Source organism: Burkholderia sp. BCC0044 (assembly GCF_902832955.1).
In the GTDB taxonomy this organism is placed as follows: domain Bacteria; phylum Pseudomonadota; class Gammaproteobacteria; order Burkholderiales; family Burkholderiaceae; genus Burkholderia.
Window position 1 is genome coordinate 372,906 of record NZ_CADFDO010000003.1, and the last position, 19,325, is coordinate 392,230.

Genomic DNA, 19,325 nt, shown 5'->3' on the forward strand with positions numbered 1-19,325 from the left:
CCTGTTTGATCGGTTGAACGCACGTGCGTGCGCGACGCACGGGTTCTCTCATGCAATTCGGATGCCAGCATCGACATGCCCGTCGCACGGGGCTTGCGGCGCGCATGCTGCATCGGTGTTGCTGCATGCGCATCTGTGAAGGCAGGCAAACTGCTGGCCACGCAACACCGCCCGCTTCCGAAATCGTCAGGACAGCTTCGCAGGCGGCGGATGCGTCGCGCCGCGACGCCCGCGAGCGAGCCGCAGCGCGAGCGCAACCAGCACGACGACCGGCAACCAGCACAGAAACACCGCCCGCAATCCGACGAGCGGCGCGAGCGCGCTGCCGACCAGCGGGCCGCAGTACGCGCCTGTCATCGATGCCAGGTTGTAGAGGCTCGATACCTGGCTCTTGTCGGCCGGATGACGGCCGAGATGCTGCATGTTGACGAGATGCAGCAGCGACGACCCCGCACATAGCGCGGCGAGCCCCGCGCCGACGATCCACGCCTCGCGCGCGAGGCCGAGCGCGAGCAGCCCGGCCACGCCGCCCGCGAGGCTGAGTGCGTGGCAGCGGCGCTCGGTCATGCGCTGCGCGACGTGCCCGAGCCCGAACAGCGCGATCACCGCGACCGCGCCCTGCCACGTCAGCAGCGCGACGGCATGCGTCTGCGTGAGGCCGAGCGACTGGATCGCGAGCACCACCGTATAGGTGCCGACGAGCGCGCGCGTCGCGCCGTTCACCGCTTCCACGACGAGTTGCTCGCGTATGTCGCGGCTCCACGCGAGCGCGAACAGCGCGCGCAGGCCACCGGCTTGAGACGGCCCACCACGCGACGGCGGCTGCGCATCGCCGAGCAACACGCGGCTGAACAGCGCCATCCCCGCGAAGCTCGCCGACGCCGCGCAGAACGTCGCGACCGCACCGTGCGCGCCGATCAGCCCACTCGCGAGCCACGGCCCCGCCATCCCCGTTCCGACCGACATCGCCGCGCGATACCAGCCCGCGCGGGCGAGGCCGATCTGCGCGAGACGCGCGAGAAACACGCCGTTGATCGACACGATCCGGAACGGGATGCACAGCCCGATCAGCCCCTGCGTGAGCGCGATCAGCGGCCATGCGCCCGTGAACGGCACGACGAGATTGAGCAGCATCGGGCCCATGCTGGCGGCGAAGTACACGCGGCGCGCACCGTAGCGCGCGACGAGCAGCCCGGCCGGCAACGTCATCAGCGCGATGCCGAGCGGCTCCATCGCGGCGATGATGCCGAGCCGCGCGTCGTCGACGCCGAGCGCCAGCGCATACAGCGTCGTCGCGAGCTGCGCCATGCTGATCGTCGTGCCGCTCGCGAGCGCGAGCAGCATGAAGCCGCCGGTGAAGCGCTCGCGCCGCCATGCGTCGGCGACGCGTGCCGGCGTGCTCACCGCGACAGCGTCGCGATGCCGTCGAGCGCGCGCCGGTCGATCCACGCGCGCACGTCGAAGTCGGCGGGCAGGAACCGCCAGTCGACCAGGAAGCGCTTGAAATCGTCGAGCGCGGCGATCGACGCTTCGTCGAGATCCGTGCGCAGCCGGCGATGGACGTCCACGCCGTACGCGAGCCGCAGCCAGTCGTGGCCCGAGCCCGTCTCGCGGCCGAGATAGCCGAGCACTTCCTGCTCGTGCTCGCGCGCCCAGCCTTCGACGTCGGTCACGCGCGCGAGGAAGCGGCTGACGATGTCGGGATGGCGTTCGAGCGTCGACGCATTGACGGTCAGCGGCCGCGGCGAGCCGTTGTTGATGCGGATCTGCGGATCGGGATGAAAACCGATGTCGACGACCGGCTGCGCGCCGATCAGGTGCGCGGTTTCGAGCCCGAGCGACCCCTTCACGTAGATCGCGTCGACGTCGCCGCGCACCAGCGCGGCCGCCTCGGCCGCATAGAGCCGCCGGCTCGACAGGCTCGCCGGATGGCTGAACGCCGCGTCGCGGGTCGCGGGCGTCGCCACCGGCGCGCGCAGGTTCGACGCCGGAACGTCGACCCATTCGACGTCGCCGGGGCCGAGCCCGTCGAGCGACAGCGCGCTGACGAAGCCGCGCAGCGCCGCCGCGCGGAAGATGTCGATCCGCTCGCCGTCGCGGCGCGGCAGGCCGACGCGGCGCCCGCGCAGGTCCTTCGGCCGCGCGAGGCCGGCCTCCGGCAGCGCGACGATCGCCTGCGCCTCGTCGACCCAGGTCAGCGCGACCACGCGCGTGTCGGCGCCGGACGCGCGCGCCCACAGCGCCGGAATGCTGCCGCCCTGCCGGAACGCGTTGTCGAGCGAATGGTCGACGTGCGCGTGATGCAGCGCCGCGTGCTGGCTTTCCTGCAGCGCGCGCACGGTGATGCCGTCGCCGGCGAATTCGTGATCCAGCCAGCCGAGATGCGCGGCGATGCCGAGCGGTGTCGGCACCGGACAGCGCGTGTACCAGATCGACTGAACGTTGTGTGAAGCCGTGGTGCTCATGAATGCGTTCGCAAAAAAGGAGTCGTGAAAGGCGCGTCAGCCGCGCGGCGCGGTGAGCACCGACAGCCGCGTGATGCCCGCGTGCTCGATCGCGGCCATCAGCTTCGCGACGGTGCCGTACGGCACGTGCTCGTCGGCCTGCAGGTCGAGCGCGACGTCGGGCCGGCCGGCCTTCAGCGCGGCCAGCTCGGCCGGCACCGTGTCGAGCGCGACCGCGCGCTTGTCGAGATACACGACGCCGTTGCCGTCGACGCTCACGGTGACGTTCGGCTTGCGATCGGCCGGCGCGGTGGCGACGGTGTTCGGGAGCGTCACGTGCACCGCGTTGTTCAGCAGCGGCGCGGTGACGATGAACGCGACGAGCAGCACGAGCATCACGTCGACGAGCGGCGTGATGTTGATTTCGCTGAGTACGTCGTCGTTGTCGGAGGAAGATGAAAAGGCCATTATGCGAACGCCTCCTGGCGGGTGTCGTCGGAACGACGCGCCGGCGCGGCGGCGGGCACGGCGGCCGGCACGCGGAAGCCGGCCTTCTGCGCGAGCGTGACGAAGTCGGTTGCGAACGCATCGAGATTGGCCGACGCGGCCTTCACGCGGCGCACGAAGAAGTTGTACGCGAGCACGGCCGGCACCGCGACCGCGATGCCGATCCCGGTCGCGACGAGCGCTTCGCCGATCGGCCCGGCCACGACGTCGATGCTCGCCGATGCGCTGTGCGTGATCGCGGTCAGCGCGTGGATGATGCCGAACACGGTGCCGAACAGCCCGACGAACGGCGCGGTGCTGCCGATCGACGCGAGCACCGCGAGCCCGGCTTCCTCGCGCCGGCGCGCGTTGTGGATCTGCTGGCGCAGATGGCGTTCCAGCAGGTCGTGGCGGCTCCAGCTGTGTTCGAGATCGTGCGCGCTGCTCTCGTCGGCGCGCCGCAGCGCGTCGAAGCCCGTCGCGGCAAGTTCGCCCACCGGGCTGTTCGCGCCGTCGAGCGCGGCCGCGTCGTGGAAGCTGTTCGCGGCCCAGAACGCGCTGACGTAACGCCGGTTGCGCGCGCTCGAGCGCAGGCTCTGGATCGCCTTCACGACGATCAGCGTCCACGTGACGACGGAGAAGACGACGAGCAGCCAGAGCGCGCCCTGGACGATGAAGGTGGTCGGGATAGCGTTCATGATGTGAGTTCCTTGAAAAATGTGGCGGGCGGCCCCGCGGGTCAGCCCAGCTTGAAATCGATCGGCACGTTCACCCAGCCGTCGACCGCGTCGTCGCCACGCTTCGCGGGTACGAAGGTCCAGCGCTTCACGGCGGCCACCGCCGCGCTATCGAGCACGCGGCGGCCGCTGCTCGTGCGGACCTCGACCGAATCGGGCGAGCCGTTCGCGAGCACGTGCACGCGCAGCACGACGCGCCCTTCCCAGCCCTGGTCCTGCGCGAACGCCGGATAGTCGGGCGCCGGGTTGCGCAGGTACGCCGCGTCGCCGATCGGCGCGGTTTCGCGCACGGGTGCGGCGGGTGCGGGTGCGGGCGCAACTGCCTGGGCCGGAGCAGCGGGCGCGGCGACGGCCGGCGTCGCCGGCACCGGTGCAGGTGCGGCTGCGTGCGTCGCCTGCGGCGTGGCAGCCGGCGCCGGACGCGAAACGGCCGTGCGCGGCTTCGGCGGGGCCGGCGCCTGCTTCAACGGCTTCGGCGGCACGACCGGCGGCGGCGGACGCACGGCCTGCGGCAGCGGTTCGGGCGGCCGCGTCAGCTCGACCGTCATCGGCAGCGGCCGCGGCGGCTGCACGGGCGCTGCGGCCGGCACACGCGCGGCCAGCAGCGCGACGCCCGCATGCAGCGCCGCGACGGCCAGCGCGATCGCGGCCACGCCGCGCCATCGGTTCGCGGGCGCCGGCCGTGCGTCCACCTGCGCGGACGGCGCCACCGAAGGCGGCCGCGCCACCGCCGCCACCGTGCGCGGCGCCGCACGCGCCGCATGCCGGCGTGCGGGCGGCACGCCGTATTCGATCGTCAGCCCTGTCATGTTCGACTCCTTGCAATGACACGCCGCGGCGCGCTACGCGACCCACGCATGGCGGTGCCGGTCGATCTGCGTGAACGGCGCCGGATCGATCCACGCGCGCGCATCGAAATCGTGTTCGAGAAAGCCCCACTCGACGAGAAAATCCTTGAACGCGACGAGCCCGTCGATCGACGTCGGCGCGAGCCCGGTTTCCAGATGGCGATGCACGTCCGCGCCATAGGCGTAGCGCACCCACTCGTCGGACGCGCGCGTTTCGCGGCCGATATAGGCGACCGTCTCCGCCGGATGGCGCGCGGCCCAATCGCCCGCGCCGACCACGACCGACAGGAAGCGGCTCACGAGATCGGGGCGCGCGTCGATCAGCGCGCGATCGACGGTCAGCGTGCGCGGCGTGCCGTTGCCGATCCGCACCAGCGGATCGGGATGCGCGCCGAGATCGATGACGACCTGCGCGTCGATCAGGTGCACGGTTTCCAGCCCGGCCACGCCCTTCACGAACACCGCGTCGACGTCGCCGCGCACGAGCGCCGCGATCTCGAGCCCGTATTCGTGCGGGCCGCGCGTGAACGACGCGGGGCCGGTGCGGCGCTCGCGCGTGTCGGGCAGGTCGACCCATTCGGCGTCGCCGTAGCCGAGCCCTTCCAGTTCGAGCGCGCTCAGGAACCCCTTCAGCGCGGCCGCACGCCAGAAGTCGATGCTGATCGGATGGCGCGGCAAGCCGAGCCGCCGGCCGCGCAGGTCGCGCGCGGTGCGAATGCCGCGCTCGGGCAGCGTGACGATCGCCTGGAATTCGTTGGTCCACGACAGGCCGATCACGCGCGTGTCGGCGCCGCGGGCCCGCGCCCACAGCGCGGGAATGTTGCCGCCCTGCCGGAACGAGTGCGGCAGGCTGTGATCGAAGTGCGATTCGCGCTTGTCCGCGTCGAGCGTCTCCTGCAGCGAATGCAGCGCGATGCCGTCCGGTCCGAACTCTTCGTCGAACCAGCCGCGATGCACGGCGATGCCGAGCGCGGTCGGCACCGGGCAGCGCGTGTACCAGAGTGCGTCGCAGGCCGTGGCCTGCGCAGCGAGTGTCGTCATGGTGAGTATTCCTTGTCGTTGTCGTGGATGCGTGGCGGCGGGCCGCCGCGCTCAGGCGCCGGCCACGCGCAGCGCCGCCTGCGTGCCGCGCGCGTTCAGCGCGCCGTCGACGAGCGGCAGCACTTCCTCGCCCACGCGGTACGCCTCTTCGAGATGCGGGTTGCTCGCGAGGATGAACGTCGACACGCCGATCTCGACGTATTCCGCGAGCCGCTCGGCCACCTGCTCGTGGCTGCCGACGATCACGCAGCCGGGGCCGCCGCGGATCTGCGACATCCCGGCCCACAGGTTCGGGCCGACGATCAGGTCGTCGAAATGCTGCGTATTGCCCTGGTGCAACGCGAACTGGCGTTTCGCGCCGACCGATTCCGACGCTTCGCCGCGCCCGCCGAAGCCGTTGCGTGTGGTGTCGCCCACCGTCGCGAACATCTGCCGCAGCTCGGCCCACGCCTGCTCCTCGGTCTCGCGCGCGAGGATGTCGATACGCATGCCGAAGCGCAGGTCGCGCTCGGCGTTCTGCCGGTCGAGCGCGCGACGCGCCGCATCGATCACTTCCTTCTGCTTCGCGAGCGGCTCGCCCCAGCTCAGGTGCACGTCGCCGTGCTTCGCGGCGACCGCGAGCGCCGCGTCGCTCGCGCCGGCCAGATAGATCCGCGGCGGCTTCTGGCCGCTCAGCGGCGGCAGCAGGCCGCCCGCCTCGACGCGATAGAAGCGGCCGTCGAACGTGAACGGCGCGCCGGCCGCGACGCCCTTCACGACGTCGAGGAATTCGTCGGTGCGCGCATAGCGGCTGTCGTGATCGATGAAATCGCCGTACGCGCGCTGGTCGGGCCCGCCGCCGCCCGTGACGACGTTCCATTCGACGCGGCCGCGGCTGATCCGCTGCAGGCTCGCGGCCATTTGCGCCGCATACACCGGATGCACGAAATGCGGCTGCAACGCGATCAGCAGCCGCAGCCGGCGCGTCTCGCGCGCCAGCGCGGCCGCCACGACCCACGGCTCCTCGGTGAAGCGGAAGATCGGAATCAGCGCGCCGTGAAAGCCGGCGATGTCGGCCGCGCGCGCGACCTGCGACAGATAGTCGATGTAGCCGAAATCGTCGTCGTCGACTTTCGGCGCGACGCGCGACGCACGCTGGCGATTCCATTCGCCGCGCGTATGCAGATCGTGTGCGCGCCGGCCGTCGCCGTGCATCGGCAGGCGCCACAGAAATTCAACAGCCATCGGGATTCTCCTTGTCGGCCCGTTCGGATTGCGTGCGGCACCGGCGTGCCGCGCGTATGCAGCGCTGTAAAGCACGCGGTGTGCCAACGGGCTCGCGCCGACGCTCGCGGGGCCGTCGGCGAATGCGCTTGACGCCTTGCGGGCCGGGCGTGCGCGGCGATTCGAATCACGTGCGCCGGTTGCCGCCCGACATGTCGCGACGCACGCAGGCGTCGCTGCTGCATCCGCCGCACCGGTGCTGCGCGCGCAACAGCCCCCGACGCGACTGTTGCTCACGCAACAACACATTCGGCGGCCGCCGTGCGGTGGGTCGCCCGTGATGCCCGCGCCGCCGGCCACACGGCCGTTTCCGTTCACTGGCCCGGAACTTGCAACGTGGAACGGCCCGCGCGTGCGACACCGCGCCTCGACCACGCTTACCCAGACAGGGGAATCTCACACATGACAGACAGGCCCGATTCGTCATCGGACAAGCAGCAAACGTTCTGGTACGCCCGATCGCCGGTGCCGACGCCGCTCGGCATCGCCGTGCATCTCGGCTGGCTCAACGGCGAGACGTCGGCCGACGGCGTCGCGATCCGCTCGCGGCGCGGCGCCACGCGACACGACGTATCGTCGATCAGCGATCACACGCTCGCGCAATCGTTTCGCCAGGGCGGCAGCATCCCCGCGATGTGGGCGCGCTCGAACGACGCGAACACGCGCGTGATCGGGCTGTCGTGGGTCGACGAATCGCAACTGATCCTCGCGCGCCCCGAGTCGGGCATCCGCTCCGTGAAGGCGTTGCGCGGGCGCCGGATCGCGATCCCGAGCCGCCCCGACGATCGCATCGACATCTTTCGCGCGTCGGCGCTGCGCGGTTTCGTCAACGCGCTGAGCCTCGACGGGCTGACGCTCGGCGACGTCGAACGCGTCGACGTGCGCGCCCGCACGCTGCAGGCCGTCGGGCCCGCGCGCGCGGCGAGCCTGTTCGCATCGCCGCAAGGGTTTTCGAGCCGCGCGCTGTATGCGGCCGAAGCCGGCGCGCTGCTGCGCGGCGAAGTCGATGCGATCTACGTGAAGGGCTCGACGGGCCTGGAGATCGCGCAACTGATCGGCGCGCACGTCGTGATCGACATCGGCTTTCATCCGGAGCGCTCGATCCGCAACAACAACGGTACGCCGCGCCCGTTGACCGTCAACGCGGACGTGCTCGCGAACCATCCCGACATCGTCGCCGGCTTCCTGAAACTCGTGGTCGCCGCCGGCGAGTGGGCCGGCACGCATCCCGACGAAACCGCGCATTACGTAGCCGGCGAAACCGCGTCGTCGATCGACTGGGTGCGCGCCGCGTACGGCAACCAGCTGCACCGGCACCTCGGCGTCAATCTCGACGACGAATCGGTTGCCGCGCTCGACGAGTTCAAGACGTTCCTGCACGACCACGGTTTTCTGGAAGCCGACTTCGACGTCGCCGACTGGATCGATCCGCGCCCGCTCGCCGACGTGCTGCGGCCGTCGTTGCAGAAACGTGCGTGAGCCCCTTCACCGTTCACTGTTCGGGACCATCATGAAACCCACACTCTCCGTCGCGTCGCTGCATCGCCCGCTGCGCGCGCTGCTCGCCGCGCTGCCGTTGGCCATCGCGTCGCTCGCCGCCCCCGCCGCCCACGCGCAAGACGCGCCCAAGGTCGTGCGGATCGCCGTCGTCGCGTATTCGAGCGGCGGCAAGACGCAATACGCAGGCGCCTCCGCGCTGATCGACGCCGACAAGTCGCTCGAAAAAGCGCTCGCCGCACGGCACGTGACACTGCAATGGGTGCCTGTGTCGACCGCCGCCGTCGGCACGCTCGTCAACGAGGCGTTCACGAACGGCAGCATCGATTTCGCCGGCTACGGCGATCTGCCGTCGGTGGTCGTCAACGCATCAGGCACGCACACGCGCCTGATCGTGCCGGGCGGCGTCGGCAGCAACACGTATCTGGTCGTGCCGGCCGGCTCGACCGCGAAGTCGATCGTCGACCTCAAGGGCAAGCGCATCGCGCTCAATCGCGGCCGGCCGTGGGAAGTGCCGTTCAGCAAGCTGCTCGCCGAAACCGGGCTGAAGCTGTCCGACTTCAAGATCTACAACCTCGATCCGCAGGCCGGCGCGGCAGCCGTCGCGGCCGGCCGCGTCGACGGCTTCTTCACGCTGTCCGACGCGTATTCGCTCGTCGACAAGAACGTCGGCAAGATCATCTGGTCGACCAAGACCGCGCCCGACGACTGGAAGATGCGCGCCGAACTGTGGGCATCCGACGATTTCGTGCGGCGCTACCCCGACATCACGCAGCTCGTCGCGACGGCCTACGTGCGCGCCGCGCACTGGATTTCGCAGCCGCAGAACCGCGACGCGTACGTGAAGATCCTGAGCGCGTCCGGCCAGCCGGAAAGCGTCGTGCGCCGCGAATACGCGGACGAAGCGACGCCGTGGAAGGACCAATGGACGCCGCTCTTCACGCCGGCGCTGACCGGCCACTACCGCGACGTGATCGCGTACAGCCGCCAGGCCGGGCTGACGTCTGCGCCGGTCGACGTGAACGCGCTGCTCGCGCCGACCTTCGTGTCGACCGCGCTCAAGCAGCTCGGCCTCGACGGCTACTGGCGCGCCGACACCCCGCGCGTCGCGAGCCGCTGATGCCGATGCGCGCCCTCGCGCCGAACGGCTTGCGCGCGGCGGTTCGCCTGCCGGGCATCGCGCGGCTCGGCGACCATGCGCTGTGGTGGATCACGCCCGTCGCATTCGCGGCGCTGTGGTGGCTCGCGAGTGCGCAGCGCTGGTTCCCGCCGCAACTCGTCGTGCCGCCCGAGCGCCTCGCGGCGACGCTGCTCACGCTGCTCGACACCGGCGAACTGCGCGAGAACCTGTCGATCACGCTGCATCGCCTCGCGCTCGGTTTCGCGATCGGCGCGACCGGCGGCGCCGCGTTCGGCATCCTGCTCGCGCGCAGCCGGCTGTTCGCCGACTACCTGCGGCCGACGTTCGACCTGCTACGGCAATTGCCCACGCTCACGCTGATTCCGCTGCTGATCCTGCTGATCGGCGTCGACGAACCGTTGAAGCTCGTCGTCGTCGGCAAGGCCGTGTTCTTCCCGGTCGCGCTGGCCGCGTACACGGGCGTGCACGACGCGCCGCGCGATCTCGTCGAGATGGCGCGCCACTATGGGCTCGGCCGCTTCGCACTGCTGCGCGACGTGCTGCTGCCGGCCGCGCTGCCGCCGCTGCTGACCGGCGTGCGGATCGCGCTCGCGCGTGCGTGGCTCGCGCTCGTCGCGGTCGAGCTGCTCAGCGCGGACAGCGGCATCGGCCAGATGATGGAGCTCGCGCGGCAGATGCTGCGGCTCGACGTGGTGCTCGTCGACGTCGCGGCGATCGGGCTGATCGGCTTCGCGCTCGACCGCTCGATCGCGCTCGTGCAGCGTTACGCATTGCGCTGGCAGACGCCCGCGCGCTGACCCTGACTGGAACCGCTTCGGCATGACCTTCGTTACCCGCACTTTCCCGCTCGCCCCGCTGCGCCGCCGCGCACGCGGCCTCGTCGTACCCGCGTTGCTGCTGGCCGCCTGGCAAACCGCATCGTCCGGCGATGCGGCCCACCAATATGCGTTCGTACCGTTGCAGCAGGTCGGCGCCGCGCTCATCGAACTCGCGCGCAGCGGCGAACTCGCGACCGATCTCGGCGCCAGCCTGCGCCGCACGACGCTCGGGCTCGGCTTCGGCGTCGCGTTCGGGCTCGCGTTCGGCGCGGCGATGGCGCGTTCCCCGCTGGCGCGCAAGCTCGGCGAGCCGGCGTTCCAGGCGTTGCGTTACGTGCCGCTGCTCGGGCTGATTCCGCTGCTGAGCCTGTGGGCCGGCACCGGCGAATTCGCGAAGGTGTTCATCATCGCGCTCGCCGCGTTCTACCCGATGACCACCGCCAGCTTCGACGGGCTGCGCCGCGTCGATCCGCGCTATGTCGAACTCGCGCAGTCGTATCGGCTGACCCGCATCGGCCTGTGGCGCGACGTGCTGATCCCCGGTGCGTTGCCCGACCTGTTCGCAGGCGTGCTGCAGGCCGTGCCGTTCGCGTGGATCACCGCGACCAGCAGCGAGCTGCTGTTCAATACGGGCGCCGGCGTCGGCAGCCTGATGCAGAACGCGCAGGCCGGCGCGCGCGCCGACGTGCTGCTGGTGTGCGTGCTGGGTGTGACGGCGCTGGCCGTCGGCATGAGTGCGTTATGCGAGCGGATCGCGCAGCGCGCGCTGCGCTGGCGCGATCACGCCTGACGGCGCAGCCGCGCGTCGGCGTCGCCGCCGTCGCCCGCGTCGCGCGGCTTCAGGATGCCAAGCTGCGCGAGCCGTGCACGCACGATGTTGCGCGACTGGTCGAGCAGGCGCGACATCCGCAACTGGTTGTGCTCGCTGTAGTCGAACACGCTGCGATACACGGTGTCCTCGATGTGCTGCCACAGCGCCGGCGTGCCGAGATCCAGCAGTTCGATCACCGCGTGGCGCAGCGCGTCGGTCGCTTCGGCCACGTCGCGCGCGCGGCGCGGCGGTGAGACAACCGCGCCCGGTGCGTCGGCCGGGTCGGGCGCGAGCGACAGCGCGGAAAATTGCAGGTCGCCGACATCGATCGCACCGCCTGCGCAGATCAGCACCGCGTGGTGAATCACGTTCTCCAGTTCGCGGATGTTGCCGGGCCACGCATGCGCATGCAGACGGGCACGCGCGGCGTCGGTCAGCGTCGGCGCGGTCACGCGCAGCCGCTTCGCATAGGTGTCGATGAAGTGCTCGATCAGCGGCGCGATGTCGCCGGGCCGTTCGCGCAGCGGCAGCAGGCTCAGCTTCACGACGTTGAGCCGGTAGTACAGGTCCTCGCGGAAATTGCCCGCGCGCACCGCGGCTTCGAGATTCACGTTGGTCGCCGCGACGAGCCGCACGTCGATCTTCACGGTCTTGCGCGAGCCGACCGGCGTCACCTCGCGCTCCTGCAGCACGCGCAGCAGCTTGACCTGCGCGGACAGCGGCAGGTCGCCCACTTCATCGAGAAACAGCGTGCCGCGATTCGCGGATTCGAACCAGCCGGGCTGGCTGTTGATCGCGCCGGTGAATGCGCCGCGCTCGTGGCCGAACAGCTCGCTTTCGATCAGCGTTTCCGAAAACGCGCCGCAGTTGACCGCGACGAACGGCCCGTCGTGACGCTCGCTCAGCGAATGCACGAGACGCGCGATCAGCTCCTTGCCCGTGCCGCTCTCGCCGGTGACGAGCACCGTCGCATCGCTCGGTGCGACGAGCTGGATGCGTTCGAGCAGCACCCGCGATTTGGGATCGTCGAACGTCAGTGCCTTCGCGCGAATCGTGATCGCGTGCGAAGTCGGGTCCGGCAAGCTGAAGATGGCCATGGCACGACCGGCGTGTTGAACGGGGAAGGTTCGACGATAGCAAGGCGCACGCCGGCCACGAACCAATTCATCGAGCTATCGGTATGACGGCGGCCGGATTGCGCCGGCCGCCGCGCGGCATCATGCGAGGCCGGTCATCTTCCATTGCTGTTCGAGCGCGCCCGGCCCGAATTCGAGCGAGCCGCCGAGCGGTTCCGCGAGCGCCTGGAAATACGCGGCTTCCTCGAGAATCAGGATGTACTTCGACACGTCGAGGATCGACTTGCCCCAGAACGTCGCGCCGCCGTTCGCCTCGATGATCGCCGGCACGTCGGGATCGCGCCGGATCGTGTCGACGATGAAGCGCGGCTCGCCGGGGCGACGATCGACGTAGACGGGGATTTCGCGGGCCCGCGTGTAGCGGGCGGCCGGCGCGTAACGGATCGGCAGCGGCCGATGCGCGCTCGCCCATGCGCCGAGATACGGGCCGTGCACGTGGATCACGACATCGACTTCCGGCGCCTCGCGGAATACGCCCGCGTAGCGCGGGCCGTGGCCGCCCGCGCGCGCATCGCCGTGCAGCACGTCGCCGTCGAGCGTCACGACGACCGGCTGGACCTCCTGCGACGCGGCCCACGGGCTCGGCGCCGACAGTGCGACGACGAGCTCCGTGCCCGGCACGCGCTGGAACGCCTGGAACGTGTTGGTCGCGGACAGCGTGCGCGTTTCCTTCAGCACGCGCGCGGCCTGCGCGAATTCGCGCGTCGCGCGTTCGACGAATGCCACGAGTTCGCCGCTGTCGATGGCTTGGGTGACGGACATGAGGAAGTTTCCTTGATCGGTTGAACGGATGGGCTCGCGTCGCAACGCCGCAACGTCGCGATGCACGGTCAACGAATCAGCAGCAATCGTGCCAGCGCCGCGATGGGCGTATCGAAGGCCGGCCGGCGCGGCGCAGGCGCGCGATACCCGACTTGCGCAGTGCAGCCCGCGCAGACGCGTCTGTTGCGCAAGCAACACCGTGCCGGCCGGGATTGCTGCACGACACGCAGCCGGTGCGTATGCGCGATGCGCGCGCCATCGCGCCGATCGCCCGCCGTGCCGTGTGTTGCGTACGCAACGACCCCGCTGGTTCGAAACTTGCATCGCACTCGGCCCGCGCCGGCCTGGTCCGGCGCATCCGCTCTCATCGACCTCCATCCGACCATGACGCTTCTTTCCCTGCGCGGCCTCGCCGCGCGCACGCTGCTCGTATCGGCACTCGCCGTGCCTCCCGTCGTCTCGCTCGCGGCTTCGGCCGGCCGAGTCCCCACATCCGACCCGTTGCAGGGCGACGGCCGCGTATCCGCGTTCTACACGTGGGACCACGACATTCCGGCCACGCCCGGCGCGCTGCTGCGCACCGAAGCGCTGCCCGCGACGCTCGGGCTTGCAAGCGCCGGGCGACAACTGCGCATCCTGTATGCATCGACCGACGGCGTCGGCGGCCGCACGCCGATCGCGGTGTCGGGCGCGCTGTTCGTGCCGCGCGGCACGCCGCCGGCCGGCGGCTGGCCGATCGTCGCGTGGGCGCACGGCACGTTCGGGATGGCCGACATCTGCGCGCCGTCGTGGTTCGGCCGCGCGTATCGCGACGTGCGTTACCTGAACGCATGGCTTCAGCAAGGGTTCGCGGTGGTCGCCACCGACTATCAGGGCCTCGGCACGCCCGGCCCGAATCCGCAGCTCAACAACCGCTCGAACAGTTACACGCTGCTCGACAGCGTGCGCGCGGTGCTCGGCGGCGTGCCGGGCCTCGCGAACGAGGTCGTGCTCGTCGGCCAGTCGCAAGGCGGCTCGGCCGTGATCGCGGCGGCCGGCTACGCGCCGGTCTATGCGCCCGAACTGGCGATCCGCGCAACCGTCGCGACCGGGACGATCTACAACGCGTCGCGCGCCACGCTCGCATCGCTGCCGAAGTTCGAGACGGCCTACCGGCGCGATCCCGAACGCGTCGATCCGACGCTCGCGTACCAGTTCTACTCGGTGCTGTCCGCGCAGCAGATCGACCCGTCGCTGCGCGCCGACGAAGTGCTGACCGACACCGCACTGCCGATCCTCGAACAGGCGCGCATCAGTTGCCTCGCGTCGCTCGAGGACGATGCGGCGCTCGCGCACCTCACGCACGCGAACACCGTGAAACCGGGCGGCGATGCGCGGCTGAAGGCGTGGTGGGACGATTACCTGAAGTACCCGACGCTGAAGATCGCGACGCCCGTGTTCATCGGTGCAGGCGCGGACGACGGGCTGGCGCCGCTCGAACTTGCGCTGGCCAAGGACGCGTGCGCGGCGGGCACGACGGTCGAGGCGCATCTGTATGCGGGCCGCGAGCACAACGGCACCGTGAACGCGTCGCTCGCCGATTCGATTCCGTTCGTGAAGCGCGTGCTGGCCGGCGAGACGATCCGCCCTGTCTGCTCGCCGGTCGCGCAGCCCGCCGTGTCGCAATAACGGGCTCACCGCGCTTTGCACGACGGCGCGAATGCTTGTGCAAATCCGTTATTGGATCGCGCCGCCATGCATTTTTATACTCGTCAGCACTCTCTGTTAAAGAGTGCCAGCCAATTTCGACAGAACAGGACAGGACGAAAAAATGAGCCTACGCCCCTTGCACGATCGCGTGATCGTGAAGCGACTCGACCAGGAAACCACCACCGCGTCGGGCATCGTGATCCCCGACAGCGCCGCCGAAAAGCCCGACCAGGGCGAAGTGATCGCCGTCGGCCCCGGCCGCAAGGACACGGACGGCCAGCGCATCGTGCCCGACCTGCAGGTCGGTGAACGCGTGCTGTTCGGCAAGTACGCGGGGCAAGCCGTCAAGGTGGACGGCAACGAGTTTCTCGTGCTGCGCGAAGAAGACATCGTCGCGGTCGTCAATCAATAACGGAGCGCAATCATGGCAGCCAAGGAAATTCTTTTCAGCGACATCGCACGGTCGAAGCTGACCGAAGGCGTGAACATTCTCGCGAACGCGGTGAAGGTCACGCTCGGGCCGAAGGGCCGCAACGTCGTGCTCGAACGCAGCTTCGGCGCGCCCGTCGTCACGAAGGACGGCGTGTCGGTCGCGAAGGAAATCGAACTCGCGGACAAGCTTCAGAACATCGGCGCGCAGCTCGTGAAGGAAGTCGCGTCGCGCACCAGCGACGCGGCCGGCGACGGCACGACCACGGCCACCGTGCTCGCGCAGGCGATCGTCCGTGAAGGCCAGAAATACGTGGCGGCCGGGCTCAATCCGCTCGACCTGAAGCGCGGCATCGACAAGGCCGTCACGTCGGCCGTCGACGAGTTGAAGAAGATCAGCAAGCCGACCACCACGAGCAAGGAAATCGCGCAGGTCGCGACGATCTCCGCGAACGGCGAGGAATCGATCGGCCAGCGCATCGCCGAGGCGATCGATCGCGTCGGCAAGGAAGGCGTGATCACCGTCGAGGACGGCAAGTCGCTCGCCGACGAGCTCGACGTCGTCGAAGGGCTGCAGTTCGATCGCGGCTACCTGTCGCCGTATTTCATCAACAATCCGGACAAGCAGATCGCCGAGATCGAAAGCCCGTACATCCTGCTGCACGACAAGAAGATCTCGAACATCCGCGACCTGCTGCCGGTGCTCGAACAGGTCGCCAAGTCGGGCCGGCCGCTGCTGATCATCGCGGAAGACGTCGAAGGCGAAGCGCTCGCGACGCTCGTCGTGAACAACATCCGCGGGATCCTGAAGACGGTCGCGGTCAAGGCGCCGGGCTTCGGCGATCGCCGCAAGGCGCTGCTCGAGGACATCGCGATCCTCACCGGCGGCCAGGTCATCGCCGAGGAAACGGGCCTGACGCTCGAGAAGGCGACGCTCGCCGAACTGGGCCAGGCGAAGCGCATCGAGGTCGGCAAGGAAAACACCACGGTGATCGACGGCGCGGGCGACGCGAAGAACATCGAGGCGCGCGTGAAGCAGATCCGCGTGCAGATCGAAGAAGCAACGTCCGACTACGACCGCGAGAAGCTGCAGGAACGCGTCGCGAAGCTCGCGGGCGGCGTGGCGGTGATCAAGGTCGGCGGCGCGACCGAAATCGAGGTGAAGGAGAAGAAGGACCGCGTCGACGACGCGCTGCACGCCACGCGCGCGGCCGTCGAGGAAGGTATCGTGCCGGGCGGCGGCGTCGCGCTGATCCGCGTGCGGCAGGCGATCCGCGAACTGAAGGGCGCGAACCCCGATCAGGACGCGGGCATCAAGATCGTGCTGCGCGCGCTGGAAGAACCGCTGCGCCAGATCGTCACGAATGCGGGCGAGGAAGCGAGCGTCGTCGTCGCGAAGGTCGCGGAAGGCACGGGCAACTTCGGCTACAACGCGCAAACGGGCGAGTACGGCGACCTCGTCGAATCGGGCGTGCTCGATCCGACCAAGGTCACGCGCACCGCGCTGCAGAACGCGGCGTCGGTGGCCGGGCTGCTGCTGACGACCGATGCGACCGTGTTCGAAGCGCCGAAGGATGCGGCGCCGACCGCCGCGCCGGGCGGCCCGGGTGCGGGCGGGCCGGGGTTCGATTTCTGACGACGCAGCAGCGTGCGCGCCGGTTCGCCGGTGTGCGCGGTTGGGCAGGATCCTGCAACGCGTGGCGATGGAAGTCGTCACGCGTTGTTTGCTTTGGCGCGACGCAATGCCGTGGCCGGCGGGCCGATCGCCGCGCTCGGGTAAGATGAAGACCCGTTCCGCCTTGCCGCTTCCACGCCATGTCGCCCATCGCCAACACCCTGCTTCCGCTCGCCGGCGTCCTGCTGCTGAGCGTCGCCAGCCCCGGCCCGAACTTCGTGATCGTCACGTCGACTGCCGTGATGTCGCGCCGCGCTGGCGTGATGACGGGGCTCGGCCTCGCCGCCGCATCCGGCACCTGGGCCGCGATCGCGATCGCCGGCCTGAGCCTGCTCGTCACGCATGTCGCGTGGGTTCACACCGCGCTGCGGCTGGCGGGCGCCGCCTACCTGATCTGGCTCGGCCTGAAAATGATCATGACCGCACGCCAGCCGCTGCCCGTTTCCGCGCCGGCCGCGATGTCCGACTGGAACGCGGCTCGGAAGGGCTACGTCGTCAGCATGACGAACCCGAAATCCGTCGCGTTCTACGGCAGCATCTTCGCGCTGATGGTGCCGGCTCATGCGCCCGCATGGCTCGATCTATCGGTCGTCGCGCTGTCGGTTGCGATCTCGGCCGCGTGGTATTGCACGATGGCGCTGCTCGCATCGCATCCGTCGGTGCGCCGGCTGCTGGTCCGACGCAAGGCCGTGCTCGATACGGCGGCTGGTCTCTTGCTGATGGGCGTGGGCGGCCGGATGCTGGCCGGACGTTGATCCGCTGCGTATTTGTCCTTTTTCGGAGCCCGCGCCGCTCAGTTGCCATGCCGACCGCACAAACCATTCTGGACGACGACGAACGCCTCGGCTGGACCGGCAACGACCCGGTGTTTCTGCTGACGATGCTGCCGTTCGTGCTGTCGGGCACGTGAAGTCATCCGTATTATCGGGCCCAGCCCCCGCGGCGCTCGATACGAAATTTTAACGCTCGGTCCCCGTGTATCTGACACCGTCTTTACGCGCGGTTGACTAGGATTTCCGTGTCATCCCGACACGGAGCAATCCGCATGCAAACGCAGCAGGCCGCCGTCGGCGGCCAACCCGACCTCCCTCACCGACGCGGCCGCACGCCGTTCGCGACCCGGCTCGCCGATGCCTGTCCGCCGGGCAACATCCTGCTCGACGTGCCGGCGGAAAGCGCGATCCAGTTGTTCGATCTCGTCGCTCACCATGTCGCACGCGACAGCGGCGTATCCGCGGAACGGATCCGGGCCGAACTGATCAGGCGCGAACAACTCGGCTCGACCGGCCTCGGCCAAGGCGTCGCGATTCCGCATGCGCGCATCGACGGGCTCCGCTCGGCCGCCGCGCTGTTCGTTCGCGCGCGATACCCGTTCGCGTTCAACGCGCCGGACCGCAAGCCCGTGCGCGAATTCATCGTGCTGGTGCTGCCGCACGCGGACGACCGCGCGCACCTCGAACTGCTCGCCGACGCCGCGCGATGGTTCAGCGAACGCGCGATCCGGCAGGCGTCGCGCGATGCGCAAACGCCCGGCGACGTTCACCGGCTCATGCAACGCACGGTTTGAGCCAACGTCGCGCGACGACAGGTATCCCCTCCATCATTTCGGATTCCCATGTTCCCAGACCCTGCAACTCCCACTCGACGTGTGGCCGGCTTGGCCCGCTCGCTTCCGTTCATGCAGGCGTTGCACGGACAGACCGTCGTCATCGTCGACGGCGGTGCCGCCAGCGACGTCCACACGCGCTCCGCCTTCGCGCAGGATGTCGCGCTGCTCGCGCTCACCGGCATCCATCCGATCGTGATCCAAAGCATCCCGACTGCGTCCGGCACGCAATCGGTCCACGCGACACACGCCGCCATGGCCCGCGTCAACCATGAACTGGTGCGCCTGATCGGCAGCCACGGCGCGCGGGCGATCGGCATCGACGGTCACGACGGCGGCCTGCTCGTCGCCAGCGCCGACCCCGACAGCGCGAACACGAGCACGGTCGCGCGGTTCGACGTCACCGCGTTGAACGCGTTGCTCGACAACGGACTGGCGCCCGTCGTGATGCCGGTCGCGCCGGACGACGCGGGCCGCGACTGCCTGCTGCGCGCTGAACGGCTCGGCAGCGTGCTCGCGCAACGCACGGGCGCCGTCTCGTTGGTGATGATGGTCGACAAAGCGTTGCTGCACGAACTCGGCGAGCTCGCCGGGCTGTACGGCATCACGGAGCTGGAGCAATGGCTCGCCGAGCATCCGGCCGCCGATGCGGCGCCGTGCGTGCGCGACGCGCTCGATGCGCTCGCACACGGCGTGCAGAACGTCCATCTCGCCGATATCGGGCAACCCGCGTCGCTGATCGACGAACTGTTGACGGAGGAAGGTTCGGGCATGGTGTTCTGCCGGCGCGGCAACACCGATCTGCTGTCGGAAACCCGCCGCTACTTTGCCGATTCGGCGTGCGTGCTGCGTGACGGGTTCAGCGTCGAGCAGAAGCCGGTCGTGCGCTTCTGACCGGGTAGCATCAAAACGCTTGCGGCGGCCCGCAAAGGCCGCCGCAAG

Annotated in this window: 19 protein-coding genes; 10 read left to right on the forward strand and 9 right to left on the reverse strand. The window is 69.6% G+C overall.

Annotated elements, in window-relative coordinates:
* Positions 1-186: 186 nt before the first annotated feature.
* From HWX14_RS18675 to HWX14_RS18705, 7 genes are read right to left on the reverse strand one after another with little or no spacing between them, the layout of a single operon-like run.
* Complete coding sequence (locus HWX14_RS18675) at positions 187-1,404, reverse strand: MFS transporter (RefSeq protein WP_175883911.1); 1,218 nt, start codon at positions 1,402-1,404, stop codon at positions 187-189.
* Positions 1,401-2,465 (reverse strand): ABC transporter substrate-binding protein, encoded by a 1,065-nt coding sequence (locus HWX14_RS18680; protein ID WP_175883912.1) that lies wholly within the window; start codon positions 2,463-2,465, stop codon positions 1,401-1,403. Before HWX14_RS18680 ends, HWX14_RS18675 begins: the two co-directional genes overlap by 4 nt.
* Positions 2,466-2,501: 36 nt before the next feature.
* Positions 2,502-2,912 carry a biopolymer transporter ExbD gene (locus HWX14_RS18685; RefSeq protein ID WP_012338723.1) on the reverse strand — a complete coding sequence of 137 codons (411 nt, stop codon included), beginning with the start codon at positions 2,910-2,912 and terminating at the stop codon, positions 2,502-2,504.
* Positions 2,912-3,628: a MotA/TolQ/ExbB proton channel family protein gene (locus tag HWX14_RS18690; RefSeq protein ID WP_175883913.1), complete on the reverse strand. Its 717-nt coding sequence runs from the start codon at positions 3,626-3,628 to the stop codon at positions 2,912-2,914. Before HWX14_RS18690 ends, HWX14_RS18685 begins: the two co-directional genes overlap by 1 nt.
* A gap of 41 nt (positions 3,629-3,669) precedes the next feature.
* Positions 3,670-4,476 (reverse strand): energy transducer TonB, encoded by an 807-nt coding sequence (locus HWX14_RS18695; RefSeq protein ID WP_175883914.1) that lies wholly within the window; start codon positions 4,474-4,476, stop codon positions 3,670-3,672.
* Positions 4,477-4,509: 33 nt separating this feature from the next.
* The gene (locus HWX14_RS18700; protein WP_175883915.1) at positions 4,510-5,556 is read right to left on the reverse strand and encodes an ABC transporter substrate-binding protein; all 1,047 of its coding nucleotides are present in this window, start codon (positions 5,554-5,556) and stop codon (positions 4,510-4,512) included.
* A 51-nt stretch (positions 5,557-5,607) separates the two neighbouring features.
* A complete protein-coding gene (locus HWX14_RS18705; protein WP_175883916.1) occupies positions 5,608-6,780 on the reverse strand; it encodes an LLM class flavin-dependent oxidoreductase in 1,173 nt (390 codons plus the stop codon).
* A 441-nt stretch (positions 6,781-7,221) separates the two neighbouring features.
* Between HWX14_RS18705 and HWX14_RS18710 the strand changes: the two genes are divergently transcribed.
* From HWX14_RS18710 to HWX14_RS18725, 4 genes are read left to right on the forward strand one after another with little or no spacing between them, the layout of a single operon-like run.
* Positions 7,222-8,298 carry an ABC transporter substrate-binding protein gene (locus HWX14_RS18710; protein ID WP_175883917.1) on the forward strand — a complete coding sequence of 359 codons (1,077 nt, stop codon included), beginning with the start codon at positions 7,222-7,224 and terminating at the stop codon, positions 8,296-8,298.
* A 31-nt stretch (positions 8,299-8,329) separates the two neighbouring features.
* Positions 8,330-9,436, forward strand: coding sequence for a PhnD/SsuA/transferrin family substrate-binding protein (locus HWX14_RS18715; protein WP_175883918.1), 1,107 nt, complete (start codon positions 8,330-8,332; stop codon positions 9,434-9,436).
* Positions 9,436-10,254: an ABC transporter permease gene (locus tag HWX14_RS18720; RefSeq protein WP_175883919.1), complete on the forward strand. Its 819-nt coding sequence runs from the start codon at positions 9,436-9,438 to the stop codon at positions 10,252-10,254. The genes HWX14_RS18715 and HWX14_RS18720 overlap by 1 nt, the downstream gene beginning before the upstream one ends.
* Before the next feature lie 22 nt (positions 10,255-10,276).
* Positions 10,277-11,065 (forward strand): ABC transporter permease, encoded by a 789-nt coding sequence (locus HWX14_RS18725; RefSeq protein WP_175883920.1) that lies wholly within the window; start codon positions 10,277-10,279, stop codon positions 11,063-11,065.
* Here the strand turns inward: HWX14_RS18725 and HWX14_RS18730 are convergent.
* Both HWX14_RS18730 and HWX14_RS18735 read right to left on the reverse strand, forming a co-directional pair.
* Entirely contained in the window at positions 11,056-12,183 is a 1,128-nt protein-coding gene (locus tag HWX14_RS18730) for a sigma 54-interacting transcriptional regulator (protein WP_175883921.1), read from the reverse strand. The two genes, HWX14_RS18725 and HWX14_RS18730, sit on opposite strands and share 10 nt — an antisense overlap.
* A 120-nt stretch (positions 12,184-12,303) precedes the next feature.
* A complete protein-coding gene (locus HWX14_RS18735) occupies positions 12,304-12,984 on the reverse strand; it encodes a class II aldolase/adducin family protein (protein WP_175883922.1) in 681 nt (226 codons plus the stop codon).
* Between the two features lie 384 nt (positions 12,985-13,368).
* Here HWX14_RS18735 and HWX14_RS18740 point away from each other — a divergent pair, with 384 nt between their 5' ends.
* The 6 genes from HWX14_RS18740 to HWX14_RS18765 all read left to right on the forward strand — a co-directional run bounded on the left by HWX14_RS18740 (position 13,369) and on the right by HWX14_RS18765 (position 19,277).
* Positions 13,369-14,652: an alpha/beta fold hydrolase gene (locus tag HWX14_RS18740; RefSeq protein ID WP_175883923.1), complete on the forward strand. Its 1,284-nt coding sequence runs from the start codon at positions 13,369-13,371 to the stop codon at positions 14,650-14,652.
* Between the two features lie 142 nt (positions 14,653-14,794).
* Entirely contained in the window at positions 14,795-15,085 is a 291-nt protein-coding gene (locus HWX14_RS18745; protein ID WP_011694564.1) for a co-chaperone GroES, read from the forward strand.
* A 12-nt stretch (positions 15,086-15,097) separates the two neighbouring features.
* Positions 15,098-16,738, forward strand: a complete 1,641-nt coding sequence (gene groL / locus HWX14_RS18750) for a chaperonin GroEL (RefSeq protein WP_175883924.1) — start codon at positions 15,098-15,100, stop codon at positions 16,736-16,738.
* A 179-nt stretch (positions 16,739-16,917) separates the two neighbouring features.
* A complete protein-coding gene (locus HWX14_RS18755; protein ID WP_175883925.1) occupies positions 16,918-17,532 on the forward strand; it encodes a LysE family transporter in 615 nt (204 codons plus the stop codon).
* Positions 17,533-17,822: 290 nt separating this feature from the next.
* Positions 17,823-18,344, forward strand: a complete 522-nt coding sequence (locus tag HWX14_RS18760; protein WP_175883926.1) for a PTS sugar transporter subunit IIA — start codon at positions 17,823-17,825, stop codon at positions 18,342-18,344.
* Positions 18,345-18,392: 48 nt separating this feature from the next.
* The gene (locus tag HWX14_RS18765; protein ID WP_175883927.1) at positions 18,393-19,277 is read left to right on the forward strand and encodes an acetylglutamate kinase; all 885 of its coding nucleotides are present in this window, start codon (positions 18,393-18,395) and stop codon (positions 19,275-19,277) included.
* Positions 19,278-19,325 lie beyond the last annotated feature (48 nt).